At 66.1% G+C, this 15,243-nt stretch carries 17 protein-coding genes; 4 read left to right on the top strand and 13 right to left on the bottom strand.

Annotated elements, in window-relative coordinates; translation table 11 throughout:
• The first annotated feature begins 4 nt into the window (after positions 1-4).
• Positions 5-172, top strand: a complete 168-nt coding sequence (locus H8A95_RS35870) for an SDR family oxidoreductase (RefSeq protein WP_338028032.1) — start codon at positions 5-7, stop codon at positions 170-172.
• A gap of 31 nt (positions 173-203) precedes the next feature.
• Here H8A95_RS35870 and H8A95_RS35865 read toward each other — a convergent pair whose 3' ends face one another.
• Entirely contained in the window at positions 204-548 is a 345-nt protein-coding gene (locus H8A95_RS35865; protein WP_229187420.1) for a Lin0512 family protein, read from the bottom strand.
• Between the two features lie 64 nt (positions 549-612).
• Positions 613-1,836: an MFS transporter gene (locus H8A95_RS35860; protein WP_229187419.1), complete on the bottom strand. Its 1,224-nt coding sequence runs from the start codon at positions 1,834-1,836 to the stop codon at positions 613-615.
• 96 nt (positions 1,837-1,932) lie between these two features.
• Between H8A95_RS35860 and H8A95_RS35855 the strand changes: the two genes are divergently transcribed.
• Complete coding sequence (locus tag H8A95_RS35855; protein ID WP_229187418.1) at positions 1,933-2,874, top strand: LysR family transcriptional regulator; 942 nt, start codon at positions 1,933-1,935, stop codon at positions 2,872-2,874.
• A gap of 49 nt (positions 2,875-2,923) precedes the next feature.
• Here the strand turns inward: H8A95_RS35855 and H8A95_RS35850 are convergent, their stop codons facing one another.
• From H8A95_RS35850 to H8A95_RS35830, 5 genes are all read right to left on the bottom strand, one after another.
• Positions 2,924-3,628 (bottom strand): PA1136 family autoinducer-binding transcriptional regulator, encoded by a 705-nt coding sequence (locus H8A95_RS35850; RefSeq protein ID WP_229187417.1) that lies wholly within the window; start codon positions 3,626-3,628, stop codon positions 2,924-2,926.
• Between the two features lie 136 nt (positions 3,629-3,764).
• On the bottom strand, positions 3,765-4,640 hold the full coding sequence (gene hchA, locus H8A95_RS35845) for a glyoxalase III HchA (RefSeq protein ID WP_229187416.1): 876 nt from the start codon (positions 4,638-4,640) through the stop codon (positions 3,765-3,767).
• A gap of 113 nt (positions 4,641-4,753) precedes the next feature.
• Positions 4,754-5,821: a GntG family PLP-dependent aldolase gene (locus tag H8A95_RS35840; protein WP_229187415.1), complete on the bottom strand. Its 1,068-nt coding sequence runs from the start codon at positions 5,819-5,821 to the stop codon at positions 4,754-4,756.
• The gene (locus tag H8A95_RS35835) at positions 5,821-7,086 is read right to left on the bottom strand and encodes a dicarboxylate/amino acid:cation symporter (protein ID WP_229187414.1); all 1,266 of its coding nucleotides are present in this window, start codon (positions 7,084-7,086) and stop codon (positions 5,821-5,823) included. The genes H8A95_RS35840 and H8A95_RS35835 overlap by 1 nt, the downstream gene beginning before the upstream one ends.
• A complete protein-coding gene (locus H8A95_RS35830; protein WP_229187413.1) occupies positions 7,083-7,763 on the bottom strand; it encodes a GntR family transcriptional regulator in 681 nt (226 codons plus the stop codon). Before H8A95_RS35830 ends, H8A95_RS35835 begins: the two co-directional genes overlap by 4 nt.
• Before the next feature lie 205 nt (positions 7,764-7,968).
• On the opposite strand from H8A95_RS35830, the gene H8A95_RS35825 reads away from it, so the two are divergent.
• Positions 7,969-9,882: a right-handed parallel beta-helix repeat-containing protein gene (locus H8A95_RS35825; RefSeq protein WP_229187412.1), complete on the top strand. Its 1,914-nt coding sequence runs from the start codon at positions 7,969-7,971 to the stop codon at positions 9,880-9,882.
• A 19-nt stretch (positions 9,883-9,901) separates the two neighbouring features.
• Here H8A95_RS35825 and H8A95_RS35820 read toward each other — a convergent pair whose 3' ends face one another.
• From H8A95_RS35820 to H8A95_RS35805, 4 genes are all read right to left on the bottom strand, one after another.
• On the bottom strand, positions 9,902-11,056 hold the full coding sequence (locus H8A95_RS35820) for a serine hydrolase domain-containing protein (RefSeq protein WP_229187411.1): 1,155 nt from the start codon (positions 11,054-11,056) through the stop codon (positions 9,902-9,904).
• A gap of 134 nt (positions 11,057-11,190) precedes the next feature.
• Positions 11,191-11,886 (bottom strand): GNAT family N-acetyltransferase, encoded by a 696-nt coding sequence (locus tag H8A95_RS35815; RefSeq protein WP_229187410.1) that lies wholly within the window; start codon positions 11,884-11,886, stop codon positions 11,191-11,193.
• Positions 11,887-12,012: 126 nt separating this feature from the next.
• Positions 12,013-12,657, bottom strand: coding sequence for an O-methyltransferase (locus H8A95_RS35810; RefSeq protein WP_229187409.1), 645 nt, complete (start codon positions 12,655-12,657; stop codon positions 12,013-12,015).
• Between the two features lie 23 nt (positions 12,658-12,680).
• Positions 12,681-13,313, bottom strand: a complete 633-nt coding sequence (locus H8A95_RS35805; RefSeq protein WP_229187408.1) for a PadR family transcriptional regulator — start codon at positions 13,311-13,313, stop codon at positions 12,681-12,683.
• 190 nt (positions 13,314-13,503) lie between these two features.
• Between H8A95_RS35805 and H8A95_RS35800 the strand changes: the two genes are divergently transcribed.
• Complete coding sequence (locus H8A95_RS35800; RefSeq protein WP_229187407.1) at positions 13,504-13,857, top strand: MmcQ/YjbR family DNA-binding protein; 354 nt, start codon at positions 13,504-13,506, stop codon at positions 13,855-13,857.
• Positions 13,858-13,867: 10 nt separating this feature from the next.
• Here the strand turns inward: H8A95_RS35800 and H8A95_RS35795 are convergent, their stop codons facing one another.
• Both H8A95_RS35795 and H8A95_RS35790 read right to left on the bottom strand, forming a co-directional pair.
• Positions 13,868-14,434 (bottom strand): histidine phosphatase family protein, encoded by a 567-nt coding sequence (locus H8A95_RS35795; protein WP_229187406.1) that lies wholly within the window; start codon positions 14,432-14,434, stop codon positions 13,868-13,870.
• Positions 14,435-14,516: 82 nt separating this feature from the next.
• Positions 14,517-15,243: GlxA family transcriptional regulator (locus tag H8A95_RS35790; RefSeq protein WP_229187405.1), on the bottom strand; the 727-nt coding region annotated here is incomplete at its 5' end.

Here is a 15,243-nt window from a genome sequence, read left to right as displayed (position 1 = left end):
CCCGATGATGCGCCCGGGCACCCCCTGGGACATCGCGGAAGCCGCCGTCTATCTCGCCGCGCCCTCGGGCAAATTCATCACCGGCGAGATGCTGACCGTCGACGGCGGCGGCCAGCATTGGGGCGAGACCTGGACCACCGGCAAGCCCGACTATTTCAGGGGCGGCGAATAACGCACTCATACGTCGCGTGCCGCCCCCTTCGTCACTTTCCGTCGTCGAAGCTGACGATGACGGCGGCGTTCGCGATCAGGATCGGATCGTTGCCCAGATCAGACGGAATCTCGAGCCCGCCGGCGATCGCCTTCACCGTCTTGGTGCCATAAGGCAGTTCCCTGGCAACGGCTGCGATATCGACATCTTCGGGATTCGGCACGGCGATCGTGACGTCGACGAACATGTCGTTGGCGGTCTTGCCGAGCATGCGGAAGAAGCCGAGGCTGGAATGGCGGATCGCGTCCGAGACCGCCCGCTTGGCGGCCTTGGTGGCGTCGCGGCCGTGAACGTCGACGCCCATGCCCATTTCGGTGATACAGCGCACGCGTGTCATGAAACTTTCCTGTTGTCGTTTGCGCGAGAGACTGATCACTCCTTCGACCGCCGCGCCCGCGGCGTCAAGCCGGGCCGCTTGCCTCACCCACGCGGTTGTGATCGCCGCGCGCGAGCATCCATGCCGCGAGGCCGGCAAGGATCGCCGCCACAACCACCATGACGGAGGCCGCGCCCCAGCCCCACACCGAGACCACCGTGCCGACCGCAATCGGCCCGGTCACCTGGCCGAAATTGCTGCCCGTCATCAAGAGCCCCATCATGACCGGCACCATCGCCGCGGAACGCGCCGCCGCAGGTGCGGTCGCAAGCAATGTCGCGGGGATCAGTCCGCCGGTCGCGGAGAACAGCAGGCACAGAAAGAATGCACCCCACCCGCCGAGCACCGGCAGGAAAATTCCGAGCGCGGAGGCGCCCATCACGATTGCCGCCACGGCGATCGGCAAGGTGCGGCTCGCGCCGCGCGCGAGCAGCTTGCCTGCGGTGAGATTGCCGACGACGTTGCCGGCCGCCGCCAAGGCACTGAGCCCGCCGGCGCTCTGGCTGGAGACGCCGAGCCGTTCCGTGAGCAGGATCGGCAGGAAGCTGAACAGCGCAAAGAACATCAGGCTGTAGAGCGCAAACAGCACCATCAGCAGCGCCGGGGTGCGCCGCCGCGCCAACGCGGTCGCCTCCTGCAACAGCCCGGTGCGCGCCGGGCCGGTCCGCGATGCCACGCCCGGCACGAAGATGCCGGCGAGGACGAACAGCACGACGGCAAAGGCGGCACTGGCCCACCAGATCGCGCGCCAGGTCCCGAACATCGGACCGGTGACCAGCGCCAGCGCGATCCCGAACGGCATCACGCAGCTCCACACCGCCATGGTGACGTCGCGCGCGCCGACATCGACGACGCGATCGAGCAATGCGGGCGCTGCGACCATCACCAGCAGGAAGCCGAGCCCTTCCAGCAGGCGGGATGCCAGCAACACCGCAAGCTGCGGCGCCAGCGCGCCCGAGGCCGCACCGAGCGCAATGGCCGCAAGGCCACACAGCAGCACCCTGCGCGCGCCAACCGCGGCGATCACGACGCCGGCCGGGACGCTGCCGACGAGCCCCAACACCGCAAAGACACCTGCGACCGTTCCGACCGCGGCGAGGTCGATGCCGAGGCTCTGCTGCAGCATTGACGCGGCGATCGGCACCTTCCCGACCTGCAGGGCGGCGCCGATCCCGCAACCCATCACGATGGCGACCGTCGCCCATCGCTTTGTCTCGCTCTGCTGCACCACGGCCGTCTCGATCGTCATGCGTTCACTACCCCTGCTCAACCCATGACAAATAGCGTTTCCAGGTCATCGACAGGAGTGATATGTTTTGCATCCAATTGATCGATTTCATAGATCATGCTCGATAACCTCACGCTCGATCAGATCCGGGTCTTTGTCGCGATCGCCGAGAGCGGCAGCTTTCGCGCCGCCGCGACCAGGCTGGCGCGGGTTCAGTCCGCGGTCAGCCACGCGGTCGCCAACCTCGAGGCCGAGCTTGGCCTCATGCTGTTCGATCGCTCCAGCCATCGCCCGGCGCTGACGGCCGAAGGCAAGGCGTTGCTCGGCAACGCGCGCGACCTCCTGCTCCGCGTCGACGCGATGCGGGCACGGGCCCACGGCCTCGGCGAAGGGGTGGAGTCGGAACTTGCACTCGTCGTCGACACGCTGTTTCCAATCGCCGCCGTTGGCGCGGCGCTGACGGAGATGCGGGCCGCCTATCCGTCCGTGAGCGTTCGGCTTGCAGTCGAACCGATGGGTGGGCCGATCGCCGCCCTGACCGAACGGCGCAGCGCGCTCGCCGTGACCGTCGGCGAGGATTTTCGCGATCCCCGCCTCGCGCTCGACGCGATCTGCGCGGTGCAGATGGTCGCCGTCGCATCCGCAAGCCATCCGCTCGCACGTCGCGGTCGCAAGACCGTCGCCGACCTCGCCGACCATTTGCAGATCGTGCTGTCGGATCCGACGCCGTTGTCAGAGGGCCGCAGCTTCGGCGTGCTCTCGCCGCAGATCTGCCGGGTGAGCAATCAGGACACCAAGCACGCCATGATCCTCGCCGGGCTCGGCTGGGGCCGGCTGCCGCTCTGGCAGGTGGCGCGCGACCTCAGGGAGCGTCGCCTGATACGGGTCGAAACCGGCGCGCTCGGCCGCAACGCGGCACTCGCGATGGAAGCCTATCTCGCCCACCGGCTCGACGAGCCGCTCGGCCCCGCCGCACGCACGTTTGCGGATGCGCTGACGCGGATTGCCGCGCGCAAGCACACGCCGAAGACCAAGGCGACGGCGGCGAAGAAACACTGAGCCGCCGCTGCTGCTCGCCTGCTCCCGCTGCGGTCCGCTCGCAAGCGCCTCAATCCTCGATCTCGCCGCTGCGGATCGCGAGCCGGATGGCTTGCGCCGTTGTCGCGACACCCAGCCGAAGCCGTGCACGCCGCAGATGGTTCTCGACCGTGCGTTCCGACAGCCCGAGCGAGGCCGCAATGTCGGCCTGCCGTCGTCCGGCGGCGATCCAGCGCAACACCTCGCGCTCGCGCGGCGACAGGCTCGACGCACCGTTCGGCTCGTGCGCTTCGATCAGCCGTCGGGCGGCGCGGAAGGCCGCGGCGCCGATCATGGTCAGCACCGCGCGTGTCCGCGCCGACGCATCGATCCGCGTCCCGGCGAAGCTCATCGCACCTTCGAGCCCGGTGCGCCCGAACACCGGGACCTGCAATCCGTGGAAACCCGGTCCGCGCGGTGTGCGCACCACGCGGTATTTCTCACCGCGCGCCGACATCACTTTGGTCCAGAAAAACGGCTCATCCACATTGAGGAAATTGCGCGTCACCGGGCAATGCCGGACATAGGTCTCGGCATCGACCGTCACGCCCTTGCCGAACCAGTCGCCCTCGACCCAGTAGATGCTGTCAACCAGATCCTCACGCGCCGGCGACGCCGAGAACATCACGAACCGGTCGTAGCCGAGCGGCACGACCGACGACCGCACAATTGACTGGATCGCAGCCAGGCTCTCACTGCCCTCGATCGCAACTACGGCTTCGATGTAGCGGTCCATGCTGATGTCATCGAGTTTCGGCAAACCCGGCCGTGAGCGGCCAAGCGCGTTGAGGAGTTTCCCTCAACCCGAATAGACCTGGAAGCCGAGCGGGTGGCGTGGCGGGTTCGCCTCGCCGCCTGCCTGGCCGTTGGCTTCAACGCCCGCCGAGCGTATCGAGCAAGGCCTTTGCGGCCGCCTTGCCGACATTGTTGGCGGCGAACGGACTGTCACCGGTGATCAGCTTGCGATCCTGATACGTCTTGCCGGTGATGTCCTTGTTCAGGATTTCGACGCCGAGCGCCTGCAGCTGTTCGCCGAAGGCCCAGGTCAGTGCGCCCGGCATGTAGCCGATATCGGGCGTCGTCCGATCGATGGCGTCGGGGAATGCGCAGATCTTGTAGCCCCTGAAGGGATAGTCGCCCTTTGCCTCGCCGACCGCGGACGCCAGCAGCGCCGCCGGGCCATGGCAAAGCGAGATGATATGCTTGTCGTTGTCGAGCGCCCATTTCAGAGTGGCCTTCACATCGAGGCTTTCGGGAAGACCGATCAGCGCCCCATGGCCGCCCGGAATGAACACCGCGACGTAGTCTGAATCCTTGCCCAGCTTGTTTTCGATCACGTCGGAGAGTTTGAGCGGCTGCTTCAGCCTGCCGAGATATTTCTGGTAGATGCTCTTGACCGCGTCGTCCTCCTTCGGGAACGCCCAGAGCTCGAACTTGACCGGATTGCCGGACACGGTCGCGATGTCGAATTCGAAGCCGGCCTTGTCGAGGTGATACATCGGCAACAAGGTTTCGACCGGATGATTGCCCGTCGAGAACATCGTGCCGTTCTGCAACAGCAGATAGCGCTCGTCGGCGGCGATCATCAGAATTTTCCAGCGGCCGCCCTTGTAGGCATTGGGATAGTCCGCGCCGGAGAGATCCGACCTGGCCGAGGTGAACTGGCCAAGCGAGTAAGGCGACGGAAAAAAGGCGTTGTTCTCCGCCGGATCGGCTACGGGACGCTTGTCCTGGGATTGCTCGGACATCGAGATATCCTTTCTCATCATGTTGCGGTCCGGCAAAGGTAAGCCCGACGCGCGAAATCACGAATGGGGGATTTCCCTCAATGACGCGTGAGCAGGACAAGCCTGGTGACGCATCACACCTTCGGCGCGACCGCCGCAAACGCCGCCAGCGTCCGCTCGACCGCCGCACGATCGATATGGCGATGCGTGACGAGGCGAAGTTGGCTTGCACCGCTGGCCTGCACCAGGATGCCTTGCGCCTTGAGGCGCGATGTCCACTCGGCTGCACTCTGCGCGCTGCCCGACGTATCGATGCGCAGGATGTTGGTCTGCACATGGCCGGTCGCGGCGAGCGCCGGGTCGAGCCACGCCAGCCCGCGTGCGAGTCGTTGAGCCGCCTCATGATCGTCGCGCAGACGCGCGATCATGCTGTCGAGCGCGACGAGACCGGCGGCGGCGATCACGCCGGCCTGGCGCATGTTGCCGCCGATGATGCGGCGGAACGCCCGCGCCTGCGCGATCAGGGCGGCATCGCCGACCAGCAGGCTGCCGACCGGCGCACTCAGTCCCTTCGAGACGCAGAACATCAAGCTGTCGGCATGCGCGGCGATCTGCTGCGCGCTCACCCCGAGCGCCACAGCCGCGTTGAACAAGCGCGCCCCGTCGACATGGACGGCAATGCCGTTGCTGCGGCCGAGTGCATGAACCCGCGCCATATGCGCCAGCGACAGCACGGCGCCGCCGGCGCCATTATGAGTGGTCTCCATCCAGATCAGCGCCGGTCGCGGCCGTCCCGCCGACGCCGTGGCGCTAATGGCCTGCGCGAGCGGCTCCTCCTGCATCGCGCCGCGATGGCTCGGGACCGGTCGCGGCACCAGGCCCGCCACCGTCACCACGCTGCCGATCTCCGAGTTGAACAGATGCGCGCCGGCGTCGGAAAATACCTCCCCGCCCCGCCCGCCATGCGCAAGCATCGCCAGCAGGTTGCCCATGGTGCCGCTCGGCACGAACAGAGCGGCCGCCTTGCCGGTCAGATTAGCCGCCTTCTGCTCGAGCGCACGCGCGGTCGGATCGCCGTCGCGGCTGTCGTCGCCGAGCGGCGCACTGCGCATCGCCTCGAACATGGCATCCGTCGGCAATGTCACGGTATCGCTGCGCAGGTCGACAATCTCGGCCGCGCGCTGTGGATGGGCTGAGCTCATCATGCGTCCTGGGTCTTCAGCGCAAACGGCGCGGCTTCCGGCGCCTCGACGGGAAGCTCGCCGCCAAAGCGCTGCACCAACTTCACCGCAACCGTATTGCCGAACACGTTGATCGCAGTACGGCCCATGTCGAGGAAGGCATCGACGCCGGCGATGATTGCGAGCGCCTCGACCGGCAAGCCGATCGCCGACAACACCATGGCGATGGCGACGAGGCCGCCCGAGGGGACATTGGCGCTGCCCTTGCTGGCGATGGTGGTGACCATCACGATGGTCAAGAGCGTCGACCAGGTCAGCGTCACGCCATAGGCCTCGGCCAGAAAGGTCACGGCAAGCGCGAAGTACATGATCGCACCGTCGCGGTTGAAGGCGTAGCCGAGCGGCAGCACCACCGAGACGATCCGGTTCGGTACGCCCATCGCCTGCAGCTTCTCCATGTGGAGCGGCAGCGTGACCTCCGAGGAGCGGGTGGAGAATGCCAGCAGCATCGGCTCCATCACCGCCTTGGTCACCGCGATCGGCTTCTCGCCGATCGCAAGCAGGATCAGCCAGAAGATCACGACCATGATGGCGAGGCCGAGATACATCGCGGCCACGAGCTTGGCGAGCGCGACCACCGTCGCCAGCCCCTGGGTCGCGAACAGCCAGGACATGATCGCGAACACCGCGATCGGCGCCAGCGACGTGATCCACTTGGTCATCTTGAACATCGCCGCCATCACGGCTTCGAGCACAGCAACCATCGGCTCGCCGACCTTGCCGACCGAGGCCAACGCCAGCCCGAACAGGATCGCGAACACGAGCGTCGGCAGGATCTTCTGCTCGGCCATTGCCGCCACGATGTTCGACGGGATCATGTCCATGAAGAACTTGATCCAGTCGACCGACACCGCGAGGTTGGCCGGCACCTTCCCGGTCGCCGCCAGCGGCGCGCCGGCGCCGGGATGGAAGATCCCGTTGAGCAGGAGCCCGATCAGGATCGAGATCACCGTCGCAAGATAGAAATAGCCGAGGCAGATCACGACCACGCGGCCCAGCACCTTGAGCTCGCTGCCCATCCGGTAGATGCCGAGCGCGACCGAGGAGAACACCACGGGGATCACGATCATCTTCACCGCTTCGACGAAAGCGGTGCCGACCGGCCGCAGGCTCGCGCCGAAATCCGGCCAGAGCAGACCGACGGCAAGACCGGCGACCAGTCCGATCAACATCTGAACCGCGAGCGGTAATTTCAAAGCGCGCCGCAGGCCCGATCGTTCACTCATGAGCGCTGGTCTCCGATTGCCGAATGGTGCGGCCGCACGGCGCCGAGCGCCCTCAGCCGTGCCTCGAATGCCGACGACAAATGCCGCCACATAAGCTGCTGCGCGCCTTCGGGATCCTGCGCCTCGACCGCGGCATGGATGTCGAGATGCTCGCTGACCGCCTGCCGGGTGCGCTCGACGTTGTATTGCGGCATCTTTTGCAGCGCGAGCCCGCTTTGCGCGCGCAGATTGTCGTAGGCCTGGACCAGCCGGCCGTTGCCGGTGGCGCGGAACAGTTCGTCGTGAAAGCTCCAGCCGGCCTGCTGCGCCTCCTCGACGTCGATCGCGGCGCGCGACTTGATGCGGCGCAGCTCCTTGGCGCATTGCGCCAGGCCCTCGGTCGGTCCACGCGTCGCGGCGAGATAGGCCGCCATGCCTTCGAGTGCGAGCCGCAGCTCGTGGATCTCGCGCAGATCATCGAACGACAATTGCCGCACGAAGGTACCGCGCATCGGATGAATCGTGAGCAGGCCGTCTTTCGCCAGCGCCTTCAACGCCTCGCGCACCGGCGTTCGCCCGAGCGCGAGCCGGTCCGACAGGCTGCGTTCCGACAATGGCTCATCCGGTGCGAACTCGCCCGACATCACGAGGTCGCGGATGCGCGCATAGGCCTGGTCGCGGTGAAGAGCGGCTGACATAACTGACATACCAGCAGTATGTCAGTGGCATGTCAAGCGCGCCGGGGCCTCATCACGTCGGACATTCGCAGGGCTTCCGCCGGGCAGCGATGTCCTTCACAACGTCGCGAGCCCGCGCGCCAGCTTCCCGTCGTTTCGCTCCAATTCATCTATGCGGCCGGATAGTGCGCGGGACCGATCCCGGTCTCGCAAGGAGCCGTGCACCATGCCGATCAGCCGCCGGCGAGCGCTGACGCTTGCCTCGCTTTTTGTGGCGAGCCCGCTGCTCGGCACCGAAAGCCGCGCCGAACAAGTGTCGGTCCCCGGCGCGGCCAGCTTCGACATGGCGACCTTCACCGCGACGTCCGGCGGCGACGCCGACGCGGCTTTCGCCAAGGCGCTGGCTGCCGTCGCCAAGGCAGCGGCGGACGCAAGCAAGGCCGGGCCGGTTCACATCGTCCTCAACCTCGAGAAGAACGCCAGCTACCGGATCAAGCGGCCGCTCGCATTCCGGCAGCTGCACGGCTTCGAGCTCAACGGCAATGGCGCGCAGCTGATCAACACGACGCGCAGCGGGACCTTCGCGATCTCCGGCTGCAACCGCCTCACCCTCCGCGATCTCACCATCGACTACGACCCGCTGCCCTTCACCCAGGGCACGATCACGGCCTTCGACAAGCAGGCGGTCGAGATCACGGTGAAGGTCGACCCGGGCTATCCCGACGACGCCGCGCTGCTGGCCACCTTCACCGATGGCTTCTTCAAGGTGATGGACCGTCACAACCGGGCACTGAAGACCGGCGCCAGGGATTTCCTCTCACCGGCCCATGCCACGCGCCTCGGCGACGGCCTGGTCAAGGTGCATCTGCGATGGAGCGCCAACGATCGTTTCCCGAGCCAGCTGCCGATCGCAGTCGGTGATGTCGTCACCATCGCAAACAGCGGCGCGCACGCCATCGCCGTGGACTCCAGCGTCGCCACCAGCCTGATCGACCTGAAGCTGCTGGCCTCGCCGGGCATGGGCATCGTCGAGAATGGCGGCGACGGCTCGATGATGCTGCAAAAGGTCTCGGTCGTTCCGGGACCCCGGCCGAAGAGCGCAGCGACCGACCGTCTGATCTCGACCAACTCCGACGGCTCGCACTTCACCGCGGTCGCGCGCGGTCCGACCTTGGAGGACTGCAGTTTCGCAAACACCTCCGACGATGCCATCAATGTGCACGGCTTCTACTATTACGTCGTGGCGAAGACCGCGCCGCGGCGGTTTCTGCTCAGCCCGAAATGGGACATCGGCCTTGCGGCCGGCGACGACGTCGAGAGCTGCGATCACGCGACGTTTCGCTCAATCGGACGCAGCAAGGTCGCGCAGTTGACCAAGCGCCACGCGCCGGAGCTGAAGGCGAAGATCGCCCAGCTCTGGAAGAACAGGAGCCCGACCACCCAACCGGATTTGATCTACGACGTCGTCCTGCAACAGGACCTGCCGCTGAAGGTCGGCGATGCCATCACCTCGCTGACGCATATCGGATCCGGCGCCACCGTGCTGCGTTGCAGTTTCCACGCCTGCGGCCGTGTGCTGATGAAGGCACCGAACGCCGTCGTCGAGAACTGCCAGTTCACCTTCTCGACCGGTGTCGCGCTGCAAGCCGGCAGCGACGTCGGCTTCTGGTCGGAGTCCGGATTTGCCGACAACCTGGTGTTCCGCAACAACCGATTCAGCCACTGCGTCAACGGCGCCAACGAGCTGACCAGCGGCAGCGGAACACTCAGCGCGATCTATGTCGGCATGGTGCCGCCGGAAGGGGCCAAGGGATTTCAGGATAATTTCCAGAACCGGCGCGTCATCATCGAAGGCAATCACATCGACGATTCCTACATCTACGCGATCTTCGTCAGCAATGCCGACGGCGCTCGGATCGCCGGCAATGTGATCGGTCAGACTTTTGTACGCGGCAACGCGTTCGGGGCCGGCGATTTCTTCCACATCAAGCCCGCCAGCGCGATCTATGTCGGCCGCGCCCGGAACATCGAGATCAGCAACAACGTCGCCGCACGGGGCAAGATCGCGACGACCCCCGTCGCGATCGATTCCAGCTGCGACGGGCGCACGGTGCATCTCGCGGGCAACCGGCTGACCTGAGCCAACGCGATCCCGCAGCTCAGGGTATCATCCCGAGCGCCCGCCATATCGCGCGGATGATCCGGAACGAGCGGGCGTCGCCGACCAGCCCGCGCTGCATCCGGTTCATCGCATAAGCGAACGTCATCCGCGCATCGGTATCGACGAGCACGAACGCGCCGCCGCCGCCGGACCAGAACAGCGTGTTCGGGTTGGGCGGCACCAGGCTGAGGATCGGGCTCGGCAACCCGAAGCCAAGGCCGAAGCGGACGGAGATGCCGCGCATCACGAGGTCCGGGCCGTCGATCTGCACCTCCTGCGCCTTGCGGCAGCTGGCTTCCGACATGATCCGCCGGCCGTTGGCTATGCCGCCGGTCGCGAGGATGGTCTGGATGGCGGCGATCGAACGCGCGTTGCCGTGACCGTTCACTGCGGGAATCTCGGCGCCGCGCCAGGCGCGGGTCCGGGTCGACGGCACGTCGGTGCGGGTGTCGCTGAAGGTGATCTTCTGGATGGTGGTCATCTCGACGTCCGTTGCGGCCGCTGTCGGCAGGAACGACACGAGGTCGGCGACCCGATGATCTTCAGGAGCCGGCAGGCCGATCCAGAAATCAGCATGCAAGGGAGACGCGATCTGCTCGCGAAACACCGTGCCGAGCGTCCTGCCGGTGATCCGCCTGACGACCTCGCCGATCAGGAATCCGAAAGTGTAAACATGATAGCCGGACGCGGTGCCCGGCTCCCACAGCGGCGCCTGCGCGGCAAGCGTCGAGGTCGCCTTGTCCCAGTCGTAAAAATCCTCGCCGCTGATCGCGGGATGCCAGCCCGAGAGGCCGGCCGAGTGGCTCATCAGCTGCGCCACGGTAATGCCCGCCTTGCCGTTCGCCGCGAATTCCGGCCAGTAGCGCGCCACCGGTGCCGCGAAGTCGAGCTCGCCGCGATCGGCGAGCCACAACGCGGTCAGCGCGGTCATGGTCTTGGTGATCGAATAGACATTGACGATGGTGTCGCGCGTCCACGGCCGCTGCTCTGCCTCGTCGGCGAAACCGCCCCACAGATCGACCACGGTCTCGCCGTCGATCGTGGCGCAGAACGATGCGCCGAGTTCCTCCCCGTCAGCGAAATTGGCCTCGAATGCCTCACGCGCCACCGAAAACCGCGCATCGGCGAATCCGTCTGTCGTCGCAACTGCCATGGCCGTGCTCCCCGCTCCATCCCCAGGCTTTGAGGGAGGCGGGACATACGCGGCGAGAGGCGCGCCTGACAATTCTTGAACTGAACTCTTTCGTCCCCATCTATTGGAGTAGAGAGATTCCCCTCAGCCCTAGCCTACTCCTGCTTCTGCAACACCGTGATGTGCAGACGACGCCGGATCTCCATGCCCTGACGGCGGTAGAGCGCAATCGCCGAGACGTTGCCGGTGAAGACGTGCAGGAACGGAATTTCGCCGCGCGCCACGATCTGGCGGGCGACCGCCGAGAGCAGCGCCTGCGCATAGCCGCGGCCGCGATGGTCCGGATGCACGCAGACCGCCGTCATCTCGGTATAGTTCCCCGGCTTCATGCGCTCCCCGGTCATCGCGACCAGCTCGCCGCCAACGCGGATGCCGAAAAAGTTGCCGAGCTCATGGGTCCGTGCGCTGAACGGTCCGGGTTTCGTCAGTTCCGTCAACGCCATCATCGCGGGAACGTCGACCGCGCCGAGCCTGACGATCTCGACGCCGGGCGCAGAAAAATCCGCAGGCGTGCCGATCATCTGCTCGCCGGTCTCAGCCAGCAGCACCTTGAACTCCGGCGGTACAGAAACAGGATCGGGCGTGAACAGCACCGCGAATTCCTGTCCCGACAACAGCGCGCCGAGCGCGGCAAAACTCTCCGGCGACATGTCGACCATGTCGGCGAAGGGGGCGATCGCGAGCGGAAAGCGTCGGGCATCGGCGCCGCCTTCCGCCAGGTCGCGTTGCCGTGTGGTCAGCGCGCTCCAGATCGGGCGATCAAGCGGATGAATGGGCGGGACTTCGGACATGCGGCGCTTCGCTCCTGATTTTCTTGGAGCAGAGCAAGAAGCGCCGGCAAAATCCAGCGTGGCGTGATGCCGTTGCGGCTCACAATCACGCCAGCAGGATCTCTTGTCTTCGTAACGGACTGGCCCTTACGCCACCTTCAGGCAGAGCTCCGTGCCGCCCTTGAGCGGCAGCGTGATCGATACGAAGCCATTTTTTGGATCGCGCACGAACTCCAGGAAATCCGCCTCGGCATTGTCGTTCATGACATAGCCGCCGACCCGAAGCTGCGGCGCGACGATCTCGATCACCTGGCGCGCCAGCGTTGGTCCCTTGTCGCCCGGCCAGCCGTCGATCAGGATGAAGTCGAGGGGACCACCGAGATCGCGCAGCGTCTTGCGGGCATCGCCCTCGCGGATCTCAGCGTAATCGGCGAGGCCCGCGTCCGCGAGATTGCGCTTCGCGGTTGCGACCTTGGCCGACACGATCTCCGAGCCGATCACGGTGCCGCCGCCATTGTCGCGCATCGCGGCTGCGAAATACAGCGTCGACATTCCGACCGATGTCGCGAACTCGGCAACGCGCTTGGCGCGCAGGCCGCGACACAACAGGTAGATCAGCTCGCCCTGCTCCGGGTGGATCGAGAATCCCTGCTCGGCATAGTCGTGCGGATCGCAACTGCCGCTCTGCATCGGATTGCCTCGTACCGGCGCCCGGCGCGTGGCCTGCAGGCGCTCGATGACGGCAGCAATGCGGCCATCGGCAATCGCGCTGTGCGGTTCAGCGTTGTACATGAAGGGCCTCCTTTGCGATTGCGTCATTGCTGCAGGATTTCGGCGGCGGCGCGGTCGAGGATTTTCGCAATGCGCCGCGCCTCGGCGGCATCGCAGCCGCGCTTCTGCCGCAGCGCGCTCTTCAGCGCGTGACGGGCGCGGTGCACGTCGTCGGATGCTTCGCCATCGAGATCGCTCACACCGGCGAAGGCTTCGCGCACCTCCTCCATGCGGCGGCCGATCCGCAACAGCGCTTCGAGAATGGTATCGGCGGTGGCGCGGTTCTCGGCGAGATGCGCCTTGCCCTGCTCGGTGATGCTGTAGAGCTTGCGCGACGCGTCCTGGGTGACGCTGGCGTGCCCGATCTCCTCGAGGAATGTCAGCGCCGGATAAATCACGCCCGGGCTCGGGCTGTAGAAGCCGTCCGACCGCTCCTCGATCTTCTTGATCAACTCGTAGCCGTGCGCCGGCTGCTCGCCGAGCAGCGCCAGGATGACGAGTTGCAGATCCTGCGACGAGAGCCGCCGCGATCCCGGAAAATCGCCGCCGCCACCCCGCCCGAAGAAGCCATGGCCGCCGCGGCCAAAACGGTGACCGCCCCGGCCGTGCCGGCCCATGGCGAAGAACCCGAGCCGGAAGCCGTCATCGTCCCGGTCGCGAAACATCGATCGTCTCATTGTTCATTTCCTTACTGAAAACATATCTTACGATATATCTACAGATCGAACGCCGACAACTCACGTTTTCGTGAGGTCTCGGGGACGGGAGCAGCACCCGGACCGGCCAGGGATCGCCGGCTCATACCGGGCTTGCCCGTCTTCGCGCGGTCGGCTTATGGCTCTGAAGCCTCTCCAGCCTTCCCGATTCATGCGCCCCAAGACCTTCGAAACACACTGCCTGCGCCTGCCCGCCGCCACCAAGGTGGTGCAATGGGAAGGCACGTCGGTGTTCAAGGTCGGCGGCAAGATGTTCGCGCTGGCCGGCGGCTTCATCGAGCGCTCCGGCGGCTTCATGTTCAAGACTTCGAACATGGCCTACCAGCTCCTGATCGAGCAGCAGCTCGCGCGACCGGCGCCCTATCTGGCACGTGCCAAATGGGTGCAGCTGATCGGCAACGATGCCCTGCCCGACGCCGAGCTCAAGGCCTATCTCGACCAGGCGCACGCGCTGATCGCCGCGAAGCTGACGCGGAAATCGCGCAAGGCGCTCGGGCTCGATTGACCGGCCTGGCTCAGCCGCCCAGCGGCTCGTCGGAATCGCCCGACAGCAATTTTGGAAACAGCTCCTTGAAGGCGAACTTGTCTTCGCCCTTGGCGCGGTGGAAGCGCAGTACGACGTCGAACCGGCTGGCGTCCCATTTCGTGGGCGGCTTGCCCTTGCTGACTGGTATCAACGGAAGGACGTCGGCAATGATCGCCTTGTGCTCCCAGCACAGCAGCACGACGCCGTTCAGCGCCAGCAGCGCCGTGATCAACGCCGGCTCATGACCTTTGCCAAAATCTTCGTTGGGCGCCGTGCCAAGACGCGCCGCCAGCGCTGAGATCGTCTCAGCGGGACGGCTGCTCGGGCCCCGGTTGGGCGTGGTACCGGGCGTCGCGGCATAGATCGCGTCGGGCCTCGCATAGTCGCCCTTGGCAAGGTCGGTGCCAAACAATGCTGCCCAGGCGCCGGCGCGCTGCCAGCCGCGGAGGACGAGCGACTCGGTATCGGACACACCGTCCGCGGTGAAGCCGGGCCCCGGCCAGCCGTCATCAGGCTTTTCGGCATGACGGATGATGAAGAGTGTGAGCGCGTCCATGGCGTCCTCGCGGGAGAAGATGTGTTGCTGGCACGGCAATTTCGATCCTACGCCGGCGGCATGCTGCCCTCCATAAACGGCGTCACAATTTGCGAAAACTCGAGCGGTACTGCGCGGGCGACACGCCGAGCCGCTCGGTGAACACGATGCGCATCCGGTCCGCCGAGCCGAAGCCGCAGTCGAAAGCAACCGCCTTCAGCGGCCGGTCTGAGCCCTCGAGCAACCGGCGCGCAGCGTCGACCCGTGCCCGCTCGACGAATTCGTGCGGCGTGATGCCGGTCTCCTGCGCGAAGGCGCGGCCGAAATTGCGCACGCTCATGCCGACGGCCTCGGCCAGCGACTGCAGCGTGTGGCGCTCGCCGACATGCTGCATGACATGGGCCTGCGCGCGTGCAATCGGCGAATCCTCATCGACCGGCGCGGTGAGATAGGGACTGAACTGGGACTGCCCGCCCTGGCGTTGCGCGACCACGACCAGCCGCTTTGCCACCGCAACGGCAACCTCAGGCCCATGACGTTCGGCCACAAGCGCGAGCCCGAGATCGATCCCGGCGGTGACGCCGGCCGATGTCATCAGTCTGCCGTCGCGAATGTAGATCCGGTCGAAGATCACCTCGGCGGCCGGAAAGCATGCCGCCAGCCGTTGCGCGTTCTGCCAATGCGTCGTCACCTTGTGGCCGTCGAGCAGCCCGGCATGGCCGAGCGCGAAGGCGCCGGTGCAGATCGAACCGTACAACCCTGCGCGCGCGGGCGCCCCGCGCAGCCACTGCGTCAGTTCGGGATCCGGCGCGGCGTCGGGCAGGCCCGGC

The sequence above is a fragment of the Bradyrhizobium oropedii genome, from assembly GCF_020889685.1.
Lineage (GTDB): Bacteria > Pseudomonadota > Alphaproteobacteria > Rhizobiales > Xanthobacteraceae > Bradyrhizobium > Bradyrhizobium oropedii.
This window is presented reverse-complemented; position numbering and strand designations above follow the sequence as displayed.

What these genes read in the sequence shown, in the direction of transcription:
- H8A95_RS35795 (WP_229187406.1), bottom strand. Translation starts at nt 14,434, where the DNA reads ATGGACGCGCTCACACTCTTCATCATCCGTCATGCCGAAAAGCCTGAT.
- H8A95_RS35835 (WP_229187414.1), bottom strand. Translation starts at nt 7,086, where the DNA reads ATGAGTGAACGATCGGGCCTGCGGCGCGCTTTGAAATTACCGCTCGCG.
- H8A95_RS35805 (WP_229187408.1), bottom strand. Translation starts at nt 13,313, where the DNA reads ATGAGACGATCGATGTTTCGCGACCGGGACGATGACGGCTTCCGGCTC.
- H8A95_RS35850 (WP_229187417.1), bottom strand. Translation starts at nt 3,628, where the DNA reads ATGGACCGCTACATCGAAGCCGTAGTTGCGATCGAGGGCAGTGAGAGC.
- H8A95_RS35840 (WP_229187415.1), bottom strand. Translation starts at nt 5,821, where the DNA reads ATGAGCTCAGCCCATCCACAGCGCGCGGCCGAGATTGTCGACCTGCGC.
- H8A95_RS35815 (WP_229187410.1), bottom strand. Translation starts at nt 11,886, where the DNA reads ATGTCCGAAGTCCCGCCCATTCATCCGCTTGATCGCCCGATCTGGAGC.
- H8A95_RS35810 (WP_229187409.1), bottom strand. Translation starts at nt 12,657, where the DNA reads ATGTACAACGCTGAACCGCACAGCGCGATTGCCGATGGCCGCATTGCT.
- H8A95_RS35860 (WP_229187419.1), bottom strand. Translation starts at nt 1,836, where the DNA reads ATGACGATCGAGACGGCCGTGGTGCAGCAGAGCGAGACAAAGCGATGG.
- H8A95_RS35870 (WP_338028032.1), top strand. Translation starts at nt 5, where the DNA reads ATGATGCGCCCGGGCACCCCCTGGGACATCGCGGAAGCCGCCGTCTAT.
- hchA (WP_229187416.1), bottom strand. Translation starts at nt 4,640, where the DNA reads ATGTCCGAGCAATCCCAGGACAAGCGTCCCGTAGCCGATCCGGCGGAG.
- H8A95_RS35865 (WP_229187420.1), bottom strand. Translation starts at nt 548, where the DNA reads ATGACACGCGTGCGCTGTATCACCGAAATGGGCATGGGCGTCGACGTT.
- H8A95_RS35855 (WP_229187418.1), top strand. Translation starts at nt 1,933, where the DNA reads ATGCTCGATAACCTCACGCTCGATCAGATCCGGGTCTTTGTCGCGATC.
- H8A95_RS35820 (WP_229187411.1), bottom strand. Translation starts at nt 11,056, where the DNA reads ATGGCAGTTGCGACGACAGACGGATTCGCCGATGCGCGGTTTTCGGTG.
- H8A95_RS35830 (WP_229187413.1), bottom strand. Translation starts at nt 7,763, where the DNA reads ATGTCAGCCGCTCTTCACCGCGACCAGGCCTATGCGCGCATCCGCGAC.
- H8A95_RS35825 (WP_229187412.1), top strand. Translation starts at nt 7,969, where the DNA reads ATGCCGATCAGCCGCCGGCGAGCGCTGACGCTTGCCTCGCTTTTTGTG.
- H8A95_RS35800 (WP_229187407.1), top strand. Translation starts at nt 13,504, where the DNA reads ATGCGCCCCAAGACCTTCGAAACACACTGCCTGCGCCTGCCCGCCGCC.